This is a genomic window from Cupriavidus sp. MPR-AND1C, assembly GCF_058809705.1.
On sequence record NZ_JBXASU010000023.1, the window covers coordinates 23,411 to 39,778 of the forward strand.

General features: G+C 66.1%; 15 protein-coding genes. 13 read left to right on the forward strand and 2 right to left on the reverse strand.

The window, feature by feature from the left end:
* Window positions 1–83: 83 nt before the first annotated feature.
* Window positions 84–569: a hypothetical protein gene (locus AC1RWI_RS14990; protein WP_492867211.1), complete on the reverse strand. Its 486-nt coding sequence runs from the start codon at window positions 567–569 to the stop codon at window positions 84–86.
* Window positions 570–576: 7 nt separating this feature from the next.
* Here AC1RWI_RS14990 and AC1RWI_RS14995 point away from each other — a divergent pair, with 7 nt between their 5' ends.
* The 4 genes from AC1RWI_RS14995 (at window position 577) to AC1RWI_RS15010 (ending at window position 4,426) form a co-directional block, all read left to right on the forward strand.
* The gene (locus AC1RWI_RS14995; protein ID WP_492867213.1) at window positions 577–1,254 is read left to right on the forward strand and encodes a LysR substrate-binding domain-containing protein; all 678 of its coding nucleotides are present in this window, start codon (window positions 577–579) and stop codon (window positions 1,252–1,254) included.
* Window positions 1,255–1,412: 158 nt separating this feature from the next.
* Window positions 1,413–2,417, forward strand: a complete 1,005-nt coding sequence (locus tag AC1RWI_RS15000; RefSeq protein ID WP_492867215.1) for an aldo/keto reductase — start codon at window positions 1,413–1,415, stop codon at window positions 2,415–2,417.
* A gap of 88 nt (window positions 2,418–2,505) precedes the next feature.
* On the forward strand, window positions 2,506–3,465 hold the full coding sequence (locus AC1RWI_RS15005; RefSeq protein ID WP_492867216.1) for a delta(1)-pyrroline-2-carboxylate reductase family protein: 960 nt from the start codon (window positions 2,506–2,508) through the stop codon (window positions 3,463–3,465).
* 232 nt (window positions 3,466–3,697) lie between these two features.
* On the forward strand, window positions 3,698–4,426 hold the full coding sequence (locus tag AC1RWI_RS15010; protein WP_492867217.1) for an OmpW/AlkL family protein: 729 nt from the start codon (window positions 3,698–3,700) through the stop codon (window positions 4,424–4,426).
* A gap of 69 nt (window positions 4,427–4,495) precedes the next feature.
* Here AC1RWI_RS15010 and AC1RWI_RS15015 read toward each other — a convergent pair whose 3' ends face one another.
* Window positions 4,496–4,708 (reverse strand): heavy-metal-associated domain-containing protein, encoded by a 213-nt coding sequence (locus tag AC1RWI_RS15015; protein WP_043350852.1) that lies wholly within the window; start codon window positions 4,706–4,708, stop codon window positions 4,496–4,498.
* Window positions 4,709–4,969: 261 nt separating this feature from the next.
* Between AC1RWI_RS15015 and AC1RWI_RS15020 the strand changes: the two genes are divergently transcribed.
* From AC1RWI_RS15020 to AC1RWI_RS15060, 9 genes are all read left to right on the forward strand, one after another.
* Window positions 4,970–7,441, forward strand: a complete 2,472-nt coding sequence (locus AC1RWI_RS15020; RefSeq protein ID WP_492867219.1) for a heavy metal translocating P-type ATPase — start codon at window positions 4,970–4,972, stop codon at window positions 7,439–7,441.
* A complete protein-coding gene (gene cueR, locus AC1RWI_RS15025) occupies window positions 7,438–7,938 on the forward strand; it encodes a Cu(I)-responsive transcriptional regulator (RefSeq protein WP_043350848.1) in 501 nt (166 codons plus the stop codon). Before AC1RWI_RS15020 ends, cueR begins: the two co-directional genes overlap by 4 nt.
* Before the next feature lie 50 nt (window positions 7,939–7,988).
* Window positions 7,989–8,924 (forward strand): alpha/beta hydrolase, encoded by a 936-nt coding sequence (locus tag AC1RWI_RS15030; protein WP_043350845.1) that lies wholly within the window; start codon window positions 7,989–7,991, stop codon window positions 8,922–8,924.
* Window positions 8,925–9,094: 170 nt separating this feature from the next.
* Complete coding sequence (locus tag AC1RWI_RS15035; RefSeq protein ID WP_043350843.1) at window positions 9,095–10,795, forward strand: GMC family oxidoreductase; 1,701 nt, start codon at window positions 9,095–9,097, stop codon at window positions 10,793–10,795.
* Between the two features lie 381 nt (window positions 10,796–11,176).
* Window positions 11,177–11,953 carry an ABC transporter ATP-binding protein gene (locus tag AC1RWI_RS15040; protein ID WP_043350840.1) on the forward strand — a complete coding sequence of 259 codons (777 nt, stop codon included), beginning with the start codon at window positions 11,177–11,179 and terminating at the stop codon, window positions 11,951–11,953.
* Window positions 11,954–11,962: 9 nt separating this feature from the next.
* Window positions 11,963–12,688 carry an ABC transporter ATP-binding protein gene (locus AC1RWI_RS15045; protein ID WP_043350837.1) on the forward strand — a complete coding sequence of 242 codons (726 nt, stop codon included), beginning with the start codon at window positions 11,963–11,965 and terminating at the stop codon, window positions 12,686–12,688.
* A gap of 95 nt (window positions 12,689–12,783) precedes the next feature.
* Window positions 12,784–13,992 carry an ABC transporter substrate-binding protein gene (locus AC1RWI_RS15050; RefSeq protein ID WP_492867223.1) on the forward strand — a complete coding sequence of 403 codons (1,209 nt, stop codon included), beginning with the start codon at window positions 12,784–12,786 and terminating at the stop codon, window positions 13,990–13,992.
* Between the two features lie 179 nt (window positions 13,993–14,171).
* Window positions 14,172–15,056 carry a branched-chain amino acid ABC transporter permease gene (locus AC1RWI_RS15055; RefSeq protein WP_043350832.1) on the forward strand — a complete coding sequence of 295 codons (885 nt, stop codon included), beginning with the start codon at window positions 14,172–14,174 and terminating at the stop codon, window positions 15,054–15,056.
* Window positions 15,056–16,084 carry a branched-chain amino acid ABC transporter permease gene (locus AC1RWI_RS15060; protein WP_043350829.1) on the forward strand — a complete coding sequence of 343 codons (1,029 nt, stop codon included), beginning with the start codon at window positions 15,056–15,058 and terminating at the stop codon, window positions 16,082–16,084. The genes AC1RWI_RS15055 and AC1RWI_RS15060 overlap by 1 nt, the downstream gene beginning before the upstream one ends.
* Window positions 16,085–16,368: the final 284 nt, after the last annotated feature.

Sequence of the window (16,368 nt, forward strand, 5' to 3'; positions counted from 1 at the left end):
AACGGCTGAGCAAGCCGAACACCAATGCCGCCGACGCAACGGTGATCGCCGCGAGGATATACAGCAGGACCCGGAAGGCGTCGTCATAGCCTTGCACCAGCGCTTGCTCGCCCGCCTGCGGGAGCAGGGCCATGGCGCGGGGCAAGTCGCCCATGGCGAGCCGGTGCGCATCTGGCCAGCCATAGCAGGCCGCCGGCGCACACCAGTAAGCCCAGGCCACAGATCAGGCCCGCCGAGATCCAGCGGGTCAGATGCCCGGCCAGCAGCGGCACCACCAGCATCGGTGCGGACAGCGCAATCATCATGCGGCCGGCTTCGATCGCGCTGTAGCCTTCGATGCCGATCAGGCGGACCGGCAGCAGCGCTTGCAACAGCACGTATGAATACGCGGGCACGGCCGCCTGAAAATGCACGCCGACAAAGCGCGGATAGCGAAACAGCGACAGGTCCAGCATAGGCGTGCGCACGCGCTGCTCGATCATGACGAACGCCAGCATCAGCACGGCGGCGCTTGCCAGCAGCAAGATCACCGGCAAGCTGCCCCAGCCGCTGTCTGGCGCGCGCAGCACGGCATAGGTGAACAGGCTTAGCGCGCCGGTAAGGGCGCCCGCGTGGCCAGTCGAGCCCGCTGGCGGCGGGGTCGCGCGATTCGCGCATGCAGCGATTGGCTATCGCCTGTTGCTGCCCGACTTGGCTGCGTTCTGCGCCGCCTATCCGGAGATCGAGTTCGACCTGGATTTCAGCGACCGCATGGTGGACGTGGTGGAGGAGGGCTTCGACCTGGTGATCCGCAGCGGCGAGTTGGTGGATTCCCAGCTGATGGCGCGGCGCCTGCGGCCTTTTCGCCAGGTGGTGTGCGCGGCGCCGGACTACTTCGCGCTGCGCGGCATGCCCGTGCGGCCGAAGGACCTGGAGCACCATGTTTGCCTGCGCTATCGTTTCCCCTCCAGCGGGAAACTGCAGGATTGGGTGTTGACGCAGGATGCCGGCGGCGAGGAAGTCCGTTTGCCGGCCACGTTCGCCTTGAACAGCATCGAAGGCGTGCTGGCCGCGGCGATCGGCGGCCTGGGCATTTGCTACGTGCCGGATTTCGTGGCGCAGGAGGCGCTGCACGAGCAGCGGCTAGTGACGGCGCTGGACACATTCAACGTGGTGCAGGGCACGTTCTGGATGCTGTGGCCATCGAGCCGGCACATGCTGCCTAAGCTGCGGGTGCTGGTTGACTTCCTGTCCCGCCGGGAGAACCCGGGATGAGAGCCCCTTCCCATCGCTCTTCCCATCGCCCATGGTGTCCAGCTTAAGAGGGTAACCCGATTGTGAAGCTGTGCTTCATGACGCATGCGGCGTAGCCGGCTGTTTCCGTGCCCCGGCCTTGGCGATACTGCCGAGGTTCCTCAACCAAGGAGTTCCGCATGACCGCACTACGCAAGCTGGGCCGGCATGGCCCACAGGTATTCCCCCTTGGCCTGGGCTGCATGGGCATGAGCGAGTTCTACGGCGCGCATGACGACGCCGAATCTATTCGCACTATCAATTACGCAATTGATAATGGTGTGAATTTTATCGATACGGCTGATATTTATGGGCCATACACCAACGAGAGCCTAGTAGGCCGGGCCATCGCGGCGCGCCGGGACAGCGTGGTGCTGGCGACCAAGTTCGGCATCGTGCGCGACGCCGCCAACCCGGTGGCGCGCGGCGTGGATGGCCGGCCCGAATATGTGCGAGCCAGCTGCGATGCCAGCCTCAAGCGGCTCGGGGTGGAGCATATCGACCTGTACTACCAGCACCGGGTCGATCCGCAGGTGCCCATCGAGGAAACCGTGGGCGCGATGGCGGAACTGGTGAAGGCGGGCAAGGTACGCTGGCTGGGATTGTCGGAGGCCGGCGCGCAGACCATCGAGCGCGCGCATGCCGTGCATCCCATCACCGCGCTGCAAAGCGAGTATTCGCTGTGGACGCGCGACGTGGAGGCAGGTGGCGACCAGAGCATTCTCGCTACGTGCCAGCGGCTCGGCATTGCCTTCGTGCCATACAGCCCGCTGGGCCGGGGTTTCCTGACCGGGGCCATCCGCAGCCCTGAGGATTTCGCGCAGGACGATTACCGCCGTACCAGCCCGCGTTTCATGGGTGAGAACTTCGCGCGCAACCTGGCGCTGGTGGACAAGGTGAACGCGCTGGCGCGCGACAAGGGCTGCAGCCCGGCGCAACTGGCACTGGCGTGGGTGCTGGCGCGTGGCGAAATGCTGGCGCCGATTCCCGGCACGCGGCGCGTGGCCAACCTTGACGACAACCTTGGCGCGCTGGACGTGGTGCTGGACGCGGCGGACATGGCGGCCATCGACGCCGTGTTCCCGGCAGACGCAGTAGCGGGTACGCGCTATCCGGGGCAGGTGATGTCCTTGCTGGCACGCTGAACCGCCTGAAGCTGTGGAGCTTGGGGGCAGGCCGGCGGCGAGTTCGCCGATAATCCAGCATCGCGAACCGCCTCCGGAGCCACCCGCCATGTCCGTTGCCCTGCTAGACGCCGCCCAGACCGCGGCCCGCCTGCCTTACCCCGCGCTGGCCCGTGCCATTGCCGCCATGCTGGCCGAGTTGCGCGCGGGCACGGCCATGGCGCCGCCGCGCATTGCGTTGCCCGTAGGGGACCCCGCCGGCGGGGAAGGCACGCTGCTGGTGATGCCGGCGCGCAACCGGGAGCTGGTGATGACCAAGAACATCACCGTGCACCCCGGGAATCCGCAACGCGGCCAGCCCAATATCCTCGGCGAGGTGGTGGTGGCCGACGCCCATACCGGACGCCGGCTGGCGCTGCTGGACGGGCCCACCGTGACGGGCCGGCGCACTGCCGCCGTGTCGCTGCTGGCGGCGCAGAGCTTCGCGCCGGATCCCGCTGGCGAGCTGTTGATCATCGGTGCTGGCGTACAGGCGCTGACCCATCTGGAAGCCTTTGCCGCCGGCCTCTCGCCGCGCCGGGTGTGGCTGCATTCGCGCACGGCCGCCAAGGCCGAAGCCCTCGCCGCGCATGCGCGCACGCTGGGCGTGGAGGCGCAGTCGGTGGATGACGTGCGCACGGTCTTGCCGCGCGTGTCGATGGTGGTGACGGTGACGTCCAGCCTGGTGCCGGTGCTGCCGGACCTGGATAGCGGCCTGTGGCGCGACGATCATTTCATCGCCGCGGTGGGCGCGTTCCGCCCGGAGATGTGCGAGCTGCCGCCGGCGCTCTGCCAGGCGGCCTCGGCGCACGGCCGGTTGCTGGCCGATACCTTGTTCGGCATCGAGGAGGAGGCGGGCGACCTGCTGCAGGCGGGCATCGCCTGGTCTACCGTGCAGCCCTTCGAGCGCGCCATCCTCACCGCGGACGCACTGCGCGCGCGCGGCGGCAGCCCGCTTGTCTTCAAGAGTGTCGGTTATGCCCTGTGGGACCTGGCGGCGTGCGTGCTCGCAAGCGCCGGCACAGCGTAATTCCCTTGCGACGAGTAGGCCTATACCGTGCAGTAGGTTTTTTGGCCGGCGAGCGTCGCGAATTGCATACAGATTCCCTGGCCAGTTTGGTTTGTTTGCCTGCGTTTCTAATGGTTAACCCGTGCTTTAGGGGCAGGCTTCTACAAAAGTATTAAGCGTTTGAAACAGACGGGTCACACCAGACCGGATAATGCCTGCCCCGGGTAGAGAGTCAATACAAGGAGTAAGAGGCATGTCCCCCAAGAATATCCTGCTGGCCAGCGTAGCCATGCTAGTTGCTGGTGCCGCGCAAGCGCAGAGTGCCGGCAGCAATATCGTCAGCCTGGGCTGGTTCCGCGTGATGCCGACGAGTTCGGCCGATGCGCTGGTCGTCGATAGCATCGGTGGCGTCCCCATCAACCACACCGAAGCCGGCACGAGTGCCAAGATCCAGTCCGCGGATACGCTTGGCATCGCGTTCACGCACTTCTTTACCGACAATATCGCAGGCGAAATCGTGGCGGGGATTCCGCCGAAGCACGACGTGGAGGGCGCTGGCACGTTTGCCAAATACGGCACGCTGGGCAATGTGCGGCAATGGAGCCCGGCGGTACTGGTGAAGTACCACTTCGGGCAAGCGAAGACCAAGTTCCGCCCCTATGTGGGCCTTGGCGTGAACTACACGTGGTTCACCGACGAGACCATCAACAACCAGACTTTCGTGCGCTCAGAGTTTGGTCCGAACGCCAGGATGACGGCGAGCGCCAAGAGCTCGTGGAATCCGGTGTTCAATGTTGGCGCGAACTACGCCATCACCGATAACTGGTTCGTCGGCCTGTCGGTGTCCTACCTGCCGCTGTCCAGCACGGCCACGCTCACCACGCAGAACGCGGGTGCGGCGGGCAATGCTACCGTTGTGTCGCATACCAAGATCAAGATCGATCCGGTCGTGACCTTCCTGAACGTCGGCTACCGCTTCTAAGAAGCGACTCACCAGACGACAAAACGGGCGCCATTGCTGGCGCCCGTTTTGCTTTGTGCCGCTGCCGGCTCAGCCCGCGGCCTGGGTGCTGCCCTTGACGGGATAGCCAGCGGCCTCGATGGCTTCGCGCAGCGCTTGGCCGCTGGCGGTGGCTTCTACCGTGACTGCCTGTGCGGGGATGTCGGCCGACACCTTCGCGGCGGGATCGAGCGCTTGCACGGCGCGGGTGATGGCGCCCACGCAATGGCCGCACGACATGCCTTCAACCTGGAACTGGATCATCTGCAATCTCCTGCTGGTACCTGGGGTAAGGAATCAAGGTGAGCGTCCGGCCGTCCAAAAAGCGTACCTGTCGCTGCGCTGGCCGGGCCGGACTTTGGTCTACCCCTGAAGTTTGCACCTTCCCACCGTGGGAAGCGCAAGGCCTTTTCCAAACGTTCTCGCGTGCGACACGTGATGAATGCGCTGCTTGCGCGGGCTTGACCTTCCCAACATGGTAAGGTCCATGATGTGGTTGTCATCACTGTGGACCCGATCCCTGCCATGCCCGCTAACTCCCGACTCCTTCCCGTATCCGGCGCCGCAGCAGGCGCGCCGGCCTCCGAATGGCGGCTGCCGATCGGCGGCATGACGTGTGCCTCGTGCGTGCGGCGCGTCGAGACTGCGCTGGGCAAGGTGCCTGGCGTGCGCCAGGTCGCCGTCAACCTCGCCACCGAAGAAGCCACGCTGCAGGCCGATGGCGCAGCCGTGCTGCCGGCGGCCGCCGAGGCCGTGAGGGCTGCCGGTTACGAGGTGCCGCACCAGGCCATGACCTTGTCCATCAGCGACATGACGTGCGCTTCCTGCGTGGCCCGCGTCGAGCGTGCGCTGAAGGCCGTGCCCGGCGTGGTGGAGGCGCAGGTCAACCTGGCCACGGAGCAGGCTGAGGTGACCGTGCTGCGCGGTGCCGTGGATGCAGAAGCATTGGCCGCTGCGGTGGCGCGCGCCGGTTATGGCGCAGTGCCGGTCACCGGCGAATTGCCGGCTGGGGCGGTGCTTGGCGAAGGCTTCTGGTCCGGGCCGTGGCCGGTGGCGATCTCGGCGGTGCTATCGTTGCCGCTGGTGGCGCCCATGGTGGCCGAATGGTTCGGCGTGCACTGGATGCTGCCGGCCTGGGTGCAGTGGCTGCTGGCCACGCCGGTGCAGTTCGTGTTTGGCTGGCGTTTCTACAAGGCTGGCTTCAAGGCGGTGCGCGCGGGCGCGGGCAATATGGATCTGCTGGTCGCGCTCGGCACCTCGGCGGCTTATGGCTTGTCCTTGTGGCTGATGTGGCGTGGCGCGCACGATATGCCGCATCTGTACTTCGAGAGCGCGGCGGTGGTCATCACGCTGGTGCGCCTGGGCAAGTGGCTGGAAACGCGCGCCAAGCGCCAGACGGCGGATGCCATCCGCGCGCTGGCCGCGCTGCGCCCCGATAGCGCGATCGTGCGCCGCGACGGCGCGGAGGTAAGCGTTGCGCTGGGCTCGGTGCGGGTCGGCGACGAGATCGTGGTGCTGCCGGGCGCACGCGTACCCGTGGATGCCAAGGTAATCGAAGGCAGCAGCCATGCGGACGAATCCATGCTGACCGGCGAGAGCCTGCCGGTACCGAAGGCACCCGGCGCGCTGCTGACCGGCGGCGCCATCAACTACGAAGGCCGCCTGGTGGCGCGCACGGTGGCGGTGGGCGCGGAGACGGTGCTGGCGCGCATCATCCGCATGGTCGAGCACGCGCAAGCCGCCAAGGCGCCAATCCAGCGCATGGTCGACCGCGTGAGCTCGGTCTTCGTGCCGGTGGTGCTGGGCATCGCGCTGGTCACGCTGCTAGGCTGGGGCCTGTTCGGCGGCAACTGGGAGGCGGCCTTGCTCAACGCGGTGGCGGTGCTGGTGATCGCCTGCCCGTGTGCGCTCGGCCTGGCCACGCCGACCGCGATCATGGCGGGCACGGGAGCGGGTGCGCGCGCCGGCATCCTGATCAAGGACGCCGAGGCGCTGGAAGTGGCGCACCGGGTCAAGGTGGTGGTCTTCGACAAGACCGGCACGCTGACGGTGGGTAAGCCGGAAGTGGTGGCGCTGGCGGTGCCGGCGGGTGCCGGTGACGATGCGCAGCCGCGCTTGCTGGCGCATCTGGCCGCGCTGCAGGCCGGCAGCGAGCATCCGCTGGCGCACGCGGTGCTGGCAGCGGCCCGCGCGCGCGGCATCCACGCGCCGACCGCTACCGATGTGCGTGCATTGCCTGGCATGGGCTTGTCCGGCATGGTCGATGGCGTGGCATTGCAGCTTGGCAGCGAGCGGCTGCGCGCCTCGCTGGGCGCAGCGGCGGGTACGCTTGAAGCGCAGGCGCAGGCACTGCAGCAAGCGGGCCGCACGGTGTCCTGGCTGATCGAGATGGGTGCGGGGGATGCGTCGCCCGCGCAACACCGCGTGGTGGGACTGGTTGCCTTTGGCGACGCCATCAAGCCTGGTGCGCGGCGCGCGATCGAGCGGCTGCGCGCCGCCGGCGTGCGCACGGTGATGCTGTCCGGCGACAACCAGGGCGCCGCCGCGCGCGTGGCCAAGACGCTGGGGCTGGACGAGGTGCAGGCGGAAGTACTGCCGGCCGACAAAGCCGAGCGCGTGAACGGGCTCAAGGCAGACGGCACCGTGGTGGCGATGGTTGGCGACGGCATCAACGATGCGCCGGCGCTGGCCGCGGCGGATGTCGGCATCGCCATGTCGACCGGCACCGATGTGGCCATGCATGCTGCCGGCATCACGCTGATGCGTGGGGACCCGGCGCTGGTGGCCGATGCGCTGGCGATTTCGCACCGCACCGTGCGCAAGATTCGCGAGAACCTGTTCTGGGCCTTCTTCTACAATGTGATCGGCATCCCGCTGGCGGCGGCCGGCCTGCTCAACCCGGTCGTGGCCGGCGCGGCCATGGCTTTCTCCAGCGTGAGCGTGGTCGGCAATGCGCTGCTGCTGCGGCGCTGGAAGCCGGCGGGAGAGCAAGCATGAGTATCGGCAAGAATATCGGCGAAGCGGCACAGGCTTCCGGCGTTACCGCCAAGATGATCCGGCACTACGAGTCCATCGGCCTGCTGGCGCCGCCGCCGCGCAGCGAGGGCGGTTACCGCCGCTACGACGAGCGCGCGGTGCACACCTTGCGCTTCGTGCGGCGTGCCCGTAATCTCGGGTTCTCGCTGGACGAGATACGCGGGCTGCTGTCGCTGTGGCACGACCGCGCGCGAGCCAGCGCCGACGTCAAGGCGCTCACCTTGCGCCACGTGGCGGATCTGGAGCAGCGCATTGCCGAGCTTGCCGCCATGCGCGACACGCTGCGCCAGCTGGCCGAGGCCTGCAGCGGCGATGCGCGGCCCGACTGCCCGATCCTCGCGGATATGGCGCAGGCGGGATTCGGCCTGGCGGCGGAGGAATCGGATGCGGGCGGCAACAGCGATGGCGCGGTGCCGGCCTGCCATCGTCACGACGAGGACAGCACCGCGGCCTCCTAGTCAGGGAGGGCCGGCGGCATCGTAGCGGAACACAGTTGGAGATCAACCGAATGGATCGACCGAGTACCGCTGCTCCCGCCGAGCCGACCGACGTTGGCGGCCCTGCCGTGGCGGCCCCCGCGCGGACCGCCACCCCCGTCGAAAGCCGCCAGCGCATGCGCGACGGCACGGAACTGTTTCTGCGCACCTGGCAGCCCGATCCCGAGCTGTTCCCGGAACCCGCCGGTTCGCTGTTGCTGGTGCACGGCCTGGCCGAGCATTGCGGCCGCTACCAGCACGTGGCGGAACTGCTGTGCGGCCTGGGCCTGCGTGTGCGCGCCTACGACCAGCGCGGCCATGGCGCCAGCGGCGGCCCGCGCATGGTGGCGGAGCATCCGGATGTGTTCGTCGAAGACCTCACCGAAATCCACGACGCCGCGGTGGGCCAGTGGCGGGAGCTGCCGTTCCTGCTGGGGCACAGCATGGGCGGGCTGGTGGCAGCGCGCTTTGCCACCGCGCGCGTGCGGCCCATCCGCGCGCTCGTGCTGTCATCGCCGGCGCTGGCCTTGAGGCTGTCCGCCCCAATGCTGGCCCTGCACCGCATGCTGCTGACGCTGGTGCCGCGCCTGCGCGTGCCCAACCCGATCGATGCGCGCTACCTGTCGCACGACGCCGCGGTGGTGGCGCAGTACCGCGCCGATCCGCTGGTGCAGGGCACCATCAGCGCCGGCGTGCTGGAGACCTTCGTGCGCGGCATGGCGCAAGCGCAAACCGATGCGCCCATGCTGGAAGCACCCATGCTGATGCTGGTGGCGGGCGACGATCGCATCGTCGATCCGGCCGGCAGCCGCCGCTTCTTCGACAACGCGCCGCCCGACCTGCGCGACGCGCTCTGGTTCGACACCGGCTACCACGAGATCTTCAACGAGGCACAGCCGCTGCGCGGCGAGGTACTGGCCGCGCTCACCGGCTGGCTGCGCAAGCATCTGCAGCCACAGGCGGCGTGAGCGCGCATGATGTGTCCCTGGCTGCCATCACCTGAACCATTGCGCGCAGCCGTGGCCCAAGTTCGGCATGCCGCGCACGGACGCACGCATTTGCCATCCCGGCGGGATATTCCCGCGCGGGCTCATCATCAACCTTTCCAAACGTGGCGCAAGGCCTGACAAGAGAAAGCATGGAGACATACGACTACATCATCGTCGGCGCCGGATCGGCAGGCTGCGTGCTGGCCAACCGCCTGACCCAGGATCCCGAGGTGAGCGTGCTGCTGCTGGAAGCCGGCGGGCGCGACGACTACCACTGGATTCACATCCCGGTGGGCTACCTGTATTGCATCGGCAACCCGCGCACCGACTGGATGTACCGCACCGTGGCGCAAGCCGGCCTGGGCGGGCGCTCGCTGGGCTACCCGCGCGGGCGCGTGCTGGGTGGCTCGTCCTCGATCAACGGCATGATCTATATGCGCGGGCAGCGTGAAGACTATGACGACTGGGCGCGCCTGACGGGCGACGACGGCTGGCGCTGGGACAATGTGCTGCCGCTGTTCAAGCGCAGCGAGGACCATCATCGCGGCGGCGACGAATTCCACGGCGCGGGTGGCGAATGGCGGGTGGAAGGGCAGCGCTTGCGCTGGGACATCCTGGAGCGCTTTATCGATGCCGCCGAGCAGGCCGGCATCCCGCGCACCGATGACTTCAATCGCGGCGATAACTTTGGCGTGGGCTACTTCGAGGTCAACCAGCGACGCGGCATCCGCTGGAATACCGCCAAGGCGTTCCTGCGCCGCGCGGCGGAACGGCCGAACCTGACGATCGTCACCGGCGCTCAGGTGAGCGCGCTGACGTTCGCGGGACGCCGCTGCACCGGTGTGGACTATCTCGGCGGCGGCAAGCCATTCACGGCGGCAGCGCGCGAGGAAGTCATCCTGGCAGCGGGCGCGGTCAATACGCCGCAGCTGCTGGAGCTGTCCGGCATCGGCCAGCCCGAGCGGCTGCAGGCGGCGGGCATCGCGGTGCGCCATGCGTTGCCCGGCGTGGGCGAAAACCTGCAGGACCACTTGCAGCTGCGCAGCGTGGTCAAGGTGCAGGGCGTGCGCACGCTCAACACGCGCGCGGGCAGCTGGTGGGGCAAGCTTGGCATCGGCCTGCAGTACGCGGTCAACCAGAGCGGCCCGATGAGCATGGCGCCGTCGCAGCTCGGCGCCTTCGCACGCTCGGATGCATCGTATGCGCGGCCCAACCTGGAGTACCACGTGCAGCCGCTATCGCTCGACAAGTTCGGCGATCCGTTGCATCGCTTCAACGCGTTTACCGCCAGCGTGTGCAATCTGCGCCCGACTTCGCGCGGCAGCGTGCACATCGCCGATCCGGATTTCCGCCACGCGCCGGTGATCGCGCCCAACTATCTGACGACCGACGCCGACCGCAAGGTCGCGGCGGATTCGCTGAGGCTGACGCGGCGCATCGTGGCCTCGCCCGCGCTCGCGCCCTACAAGCCGCAGGAATGGCTGCCGGGCGCGGCGTTCGAGACCGACGAGCAACTGGCCCAGGCCGCGAGCGAGATCGGCACCACCATCTTCCATCCGGTGGGCACTTGCCGCATGGGCCGTCCCGATGACCCGCAGGCCGTGGTGGACCAGCGCCTGCGCGTGATCGGCATCGATGGCTTGCGTGTGGTCGATGCATCGATCATGCCGCTGATCACCTCGGGCAACACCAACTCCCCGACCATCATGATCGCGGAGCGCGCCAGCGACATGATCCGGGAGGATCGGCGCCGGCGCGCGAGCGGCGTGGCGCAAGGGGTCGCGCAGGGCGCCGTTTCCCCGGCGGGGGCTGAGCCGGCCAGCAAAGCGGGAGCCACAACCCAGGCCTGAGTGTGCCGCCTGCCGCGAACGCGCGGCAAACCTGACACCAACCTGACATCTGGTTCATGTTTCATAATCAGTGCAAACCCGGATGTTTTGCGACGCAGCAGACGCACACAATAGACGCCGAGATGCCGTGCAGCACTGCTCACATTGGCGCGCCCCGACAAGGGCGCGTCGCGCGTTCCGGGAGGGGCGCGCACGGCGGACATCCAGGCAGCAATAAAGGCAGCAAATAAATACAAGCGGCGCGAGGGCCGCAACAGCCACGGGGAGCGCAACTGGATTGGCGCGACCTGTGCCGTGGTGGTGCGACTGGCACCACAGTTCTGACCATTTGGCGGTGCCGACCAGAAGCCGGCGCCGCAGCAAGAGGGCGGGCAGGAGACCATGAATCAGCAAGAATCGATCCTGGAAACGCGGAACCTCACCAAGGAGTTCAAGGGGTTCACCGCGGTAAGCGACGTCAACCTCAAGGTGCGGCGCGGCTCCATCCATGCCTTGATCGGCCCCAACGGCGCCGGCAAGACCACCTGCTTCAACCTGCTGACCAAGTTCCTCGAGCCTACCACGGGCACGATCCTGTTCAACGGCATCGACATCACCCGCGAAAAGCCGGCGCAGATTGCCCGGCGCGGGGTGATCCGGTCGTTCCAGATCTCCGCCGTGTTCCCGCACCTGACGGTGCTGGAGAACGTGCGCATCGGGCTGCAGCGGCAACTTGGCACTTCCTATCATTTCTGGCGCAGCGAAACCACGCTCGATGCGCTGAACGCGCGCGGCATGGAGCTGCTGGAGCAGGTCGGGCTGAGCGATGTGGCGCAGACGGTGACGGTCAACCTGCCGTACGGCCGCAAGCGCGCGCTCGAGATCGCCACCACGCTGGCGATGGAGCCGGAGATGATGCTGCTGGACGAGCCGACCCAGGGCATGGGCCATGAAGACGTGGCGCGCGTGACCGAGCTGATCCGCAAGGTGGCGGTGGGGCGCACCATCCTGATGGTGGAGCACAACATGAACGTGGTCTCGTCGATTGCCGACAAGATCACGGTATTGCAGCGCGGCGCGATCCTGGCCGAGGGGCCGTACGCCGAGGTATCGAAAGACCCGCGCGTGATGGAGGCCTATATGGGCACCGTCGAGGCCGAACTGCAGGGCGCGCACTGAGGAGCCAGGATGAGCACAACGCCCGCACTAGAAATCAAGGACCTGCACGCCTGGTATGGCGAATCGCACATCCTGCATGGCGTGGACCTGACCGTGAATGCCGGCGAGGTGGTGACCCTGCTAGGGCGCAACGGCGCCGGGCGCACCACCACGTTGCGCGCCATCATGGGCCTGACCGGCCAGCGCAAGGGCTCGATCCGCGTCAACGGCACCGAGACCATCGGCATGCCGACGCACAAGATCGCGCACTGCGGCATCGGCTATTGCCCGGAAGAGCGGGGCATCTTCGCCAGCTTGTCGTGCGAAGAAAACCTGATGCTGCCGCCGCTGTTGAAAGGGCAGGGCACCAGCGCGGTCACCGGCATGAGCGAGGCCGAGATCTACGAGATGTTCCCTAACCTGAAGGAGCGCCGCCAGAGCCAGGGCACGCGCCTGTCGGGCGGCGAGCAGCAGATGCTGGCCGTCGGGCGCATCCTGCGCACCGGCGCCAACCTGCTGCTGCTCGACGAGATCTCGGAGGGTCTTGCGCCCGTGATCGTGCAAGCGCTGGCGCGCATGATCCTGATGCTCAAGAAAAAGGGCTACACGGTGGTGATGGTGGAGCAGAACTTCCGCTTTGCCGCGCCGCTGGCCGACCGTTTTTATGTGATGGAACACGGCACGATCGTCGAGCGCTTCGCGGCTGCCGAGCTGCAGGCCAAGATGCCGGTGCTCAACGAGTTGCTTGGGGTCTGATTCGAATCGGCGCGCGGCGCTGTCATGAATCGCAGGCATTGTTTTAGGGCAGGAACGGGTGGCGTCAGGTGCCGCCGAAACTAAGGAGACAGGCAATGAAGATGACTCGGCTGGCGGTCGCTCTGGCGGCTATCGTAACGGGCGTGGCAATGGGTTCGGCATCGGCGCAGGTCTCGGGCGATACCGTCAAGATCGGCTACATCACCGACATGTCGGGCTTGTACGCCGACATCGACGGCCCGGGCGGCCTCGAAGCCATCAAGATGGCGATCGAGGACAACGGTGGCAAGGTGCTGGGCAAGCCGATCGAGCTGGTCTCGGCCGATCACCAGAACAAGGCCGACATCGCCGCCTCGAAGGCGCGCGAGTGGATGGACCAGCAGGGCCTGGACGTGCTGATCGGCGGCACCAATTCCGCCACCGGCCTGGCCATGAACAAGGTGGCCTCGGAGAAGAAGAAGGTCTACTTCAATATCGGTGCCGGCTCGGCGCGCCTGACCAACGAAGAGTGCTCGCCTTACACCGTGCACTTTGCGTATGACACGGTGGCGCTCGCCAAGGGTACCGGCAGCGCGGTGGTCAAGCAGGGTGGCAAGTCGTGGTTCTTCCTGACCGCCGACTATGCCTTCGGCCACTCGCTGGAAAACGATACCGCGGCCGTGGTGAAGGCCAACGGTGGCACGGTGGTGGGCGCGGTGCGCCATCCGCTGTCGGCCTCCGACTTCTCGTCGTTCCTGCTGCAGGCGCAAGCGTCCAAGGCGCAGATCCTGGGCCTGGCCAATGCCGGCGGCGACACCATCAACGCGATCAAGGCGGCCAAGGAATTCGGCATCACCAAGACGATGAAGATCGCCGGCCTGCTGATGTTCATCAACGACATCCACAGCCTGGGCTTGAAGAACACCGAAGGCCTGCTGATGACCGACAGCTGGTACTGGGACATGAACGACGATACGCGCAAATTCGCCGCGCGCTTCTTCACCAAGATGAAGAAGATGCCGAGCAGCTTGCAGGCCGCCGACTACTCCGCCGCGCATACCTACCTGAAGGCGGTCGAGGCAGCCAAGACGGATGACCCGGACAAGGTCATGGCCGAGCTCAAGAAGATGAAGATCAACGACTTCTACACCAAGGGCTACATCCGCCAGGACGGCCGCGGCATCCACGACATGTACCTGATGCAGGTGAAGTCGCCGGCCGAATCGAAGAAGCCGTGGGACTACCTGAAGGTGGTGGCCACGATCCCGGGTGAGCAGGCTTTCACCACGGTGGCGGAATCGAAGTGCGCGATGATGAAGAAGTAAGCGTTTGAACTGAGTTGAGTTGCGTAGAGTTGATTGAGGTATGGCGCCCCCGCCCGGGACCGTTGCATGTTGACCGGGTTCGGCAGCGGGGGCCAGTGTCTTTCTTCGCTTCATTTTGACAGCGCCTGCCTGGCGGGGAACGACGAATCCCGGCTGGTGCGCAAACGGTAACGCCTGCGATGGACATCTTCGGTATTCCTCTGCCCGCCATGCTGTCCCAGTTACTGCTGGGACTGGTCAACGGTGCCTTCTATGCGATGTTGAGTCTTGGCCTTGCGGTCATCTTCGGACTGCTCAACGTCATCAATTTTGCCCACGGGGCGCTGTTCATGCTCGGCGCGGTCCTGGCCTGGATGGGCATGGAGTACGCCGGGCTCAACTACTGGGTGATGCTGGTGCTGTCGCCGCTCGCGGTGGCACTGATCGGCATCGTGATCGAGCGCACCATGCTGCGCTGGATCTACAAGCTCGACCATATCTACGGCCTGCTGCTGACGCTCGGCATCACGCTGGTGATCGAAGGCATCTTCCGCTCGATCTATGGGGTGTCGGGACTGCCGTACTCGGCGCCCGAGGCGCTGAGCGGCGCCACGGATCTGGGCTTCATGATCCTGCCGAACTATCGGGCCTGGGTGGTGGCTGCCTCGCTGGTGGTGTGCTTCTCCACCTGGTACCTGATCGAGAAGACCAAGCTGGGCGCTTATTTGCGCGCTGGCACCGAGAACCCCAAGCTGGTTGAAGCCTTTGGCGTCAACGTGCCGCTGATGGTGACGCTGACCTACGGGTTCGGCGTGGCGCTGGCGGCATTTGCCGGCGTGCTCGCGGCACCGGTGATCCAGATCTCGCCGCTGATGGGGCAGAACCTGATCATCATCGTGTTCGCGGTGGTGGTGATCGGCGGGATGGGCTCGATCATGGGCTCGATCCTGACCGGCCTCGGCCTGGGCGTGATCGAGGGCCTGACCAAGGTGTTCTATCCCGAGGCCTCCTCCACGGTCGTGTTCTTCATCATGGTGATCGTGCTGATGCTGCGCCCGGCCGGACTGTTCGGGAGGGAGAAGTGATGAACCAACCAACCGGCGCGGCAGTGGCCGCGGGGCAGACAAGACAGGGGCGGGGCGTGCAGAAGAAACTGTTGTACGGATTGTTGCTGGCAGCGCTGGTCCTGGCGCCGATGGCCGGAGCGTATCCGGTGTTCGTGCTCAAGGTGCTGTGCTTCGCGCTGTTCGCGTGCGCCTTCAACCTGCTGATCGGCTATACCGGGCTGCTGTCGTTCGGCCATGCGGCCTTCTTTGGCGGCGCGGCCTATACGGCCGGGCACGCGATGAAGGCGTGGGGCGTCACGCCTGAGGTCGGGCTGGTGCTGGGCACGCTGGCGGGTGCCTTGATCGGCTACGTGGTCGGGTACATCGCGATTCGCCGGCAAGGCATCTATTTCTCGATGATCACGCTGGCGCTGGCGCAGATGCTGTTCTTCTTCTGCCTGCAGGTGCCGTACACCGGGGGCGAGGATGGCTTGCAGGGCATTCCGCGCGGCAAGCTGTTCGGTGTGTTGTCGCTAGCCAACGATCTGACACTGTATTACGTGGCGCTGGCGATCATCGTGGCGGCCTTCGCGCTGATCGTGCGGACCGTGCATTCGCCGTTCGGCCAGATCCTCAAGGCGATCAAGGAAAACGAGCCGCGCACCATCTCGCTGGGCTACGATACGGACCGCTTCAAGTTGATGGTGTTTGTGCTGTCTGCGGCGCTTTCCGGGCTGGCCGGGTCGATCAAGGCGCTGGTGCTGGGCTTTGCCACGCTGACCGACGTGCACTGGTCCATGTCGGGCTCGGTGATCCTGATGACGCTGGTTGGCGGCCTGGGCACGCTTTCGGGACCGCTGGTCGGGGCTTTCGTGGTGGTGGCGCTGGAAAACAAGCTTGGCGACATCGGCACCTTCCTGGCCTCGACGACGGGCATCGAGTGGTTCAACTCACTGGGCGAATCCGTCACAATGGTGACCGGCGTGATCTTCGTGATCTGCGTATTGACGTTCCGCCGCGGCATCATGGGCGAGCTTCTTGCCCGCTTTGGGAAGGCTCGGGAGTGATCGTGGGGCGACATGCCCGATTTTGGGGCTAGGGTTTCTTCTAGCTTGCTCGAAACGCACCGCTTCGTTACATTCCATATACGGTTTTCGCAGGTTAAATGGAGGCGGAAGCGAGGAGACGACAGGCGCGCAGTCACTAGGCTGCAGTGTCAATATAAGATAAGGGCGTTGCCGGGTGATCCTCGGCAACGCCTTTTTTAATTTCCGGGTGGTATGCCCGTTCCTGGTGCGTGATGTTTTCGCCATGCGGAATCGTCGTCAAAGCCACCGATTGCACATGCGAC

Coding starts and splice junctions, on each gene's coding strand:
- AC1RWI_RS15005 (WP_492867216.1), top strand. CDS start 2,506: ATGTCCGTTGCCCTGCTAGACGCCGCCCAGACCGCGGCCCGCCTGCCT.
- cueR (WP_043350848.1), top strand. CDS start 7,438: ATGAGTATCGGCAAGAATATCGGCGAAGCGGCACAGGCTTCCGGCGTT.
- AC1RWI_RS15020 (WP_492867219.1), top strand. CDS start 4,970: ATGCCCGCTAACTCCCGACTCCTTCCCGTATCCGGCGCCGCAGCAGGC.
- AC1RWI_RS15045 (WP_043350837.1), top strand. CDS start 11,963: ATGAGCACAACGCCCGCACTAGAAATCAAGGACCTGCACGCCTGGTAT.
- AC1RWI_RS15030 (WP_043350845.1), top strand. CDS start 7,989: ATGGATCGACCGAGTACCGCTGCTCCCGCCGAGCCGACCGACGTTGGC.
- AC1RWI_RS15010 (WP_492867217.1), top strand. CDS start 3,698: ATGTCCCCCAAGAATATCCTGCTGGCCAGCGTAGCCATGCTAGTTGCT.
- AC1RWI_RS15035 (WP_043350843.1), top strand. CDS start 9,095: ATGGAGACATACGACTACATCATCGTCGGCGCCGGATCGGCAGGCTGC.
- AC1RWI_RS15050 (WP_492867223.1), top strand. CDS start 12,784: ATGAAGATGACTCGGCTGGCGGTCGCTCTGGCGGCTATCGTAACGGGC.
- AC1RWI_RS15060 (WP_043350829.1), top strand. CDS start 15,056: ATGAACCAACCAACCGGCGCGGCAGTGGCCGCGGGGCAGACAAGACAG.
- AC1RWI_RS15015 (WP_043350852.1), bottom strand. CDS start 4,708: ATGATCCAGTTCCAGGTTGAAGGCATGTCGTGCGGCCATTGCGTGGGC.
- AC1RWI_RS15055 (WP_043350832.1), top strand. CDS start 14,172: ATGGACATCTTCGGTATTCCTCTGCCCGCCATGCTGTCCCAGTTACTG.
- AC1RWI_RS15040 (WP_043350840.1), top strand. CDS start 11,177: ATGAATCAGCAAGAATCGATCCTGGAAACGCGGAACCTCACCAAGGAG.
- AC1RWI_RS15000 (WP_492867215.1), top strand. CDS start 1,413: ATGACCGCACTACGCAAGCTGGGCCGGCATGGCCCACAGGTATTCCCC.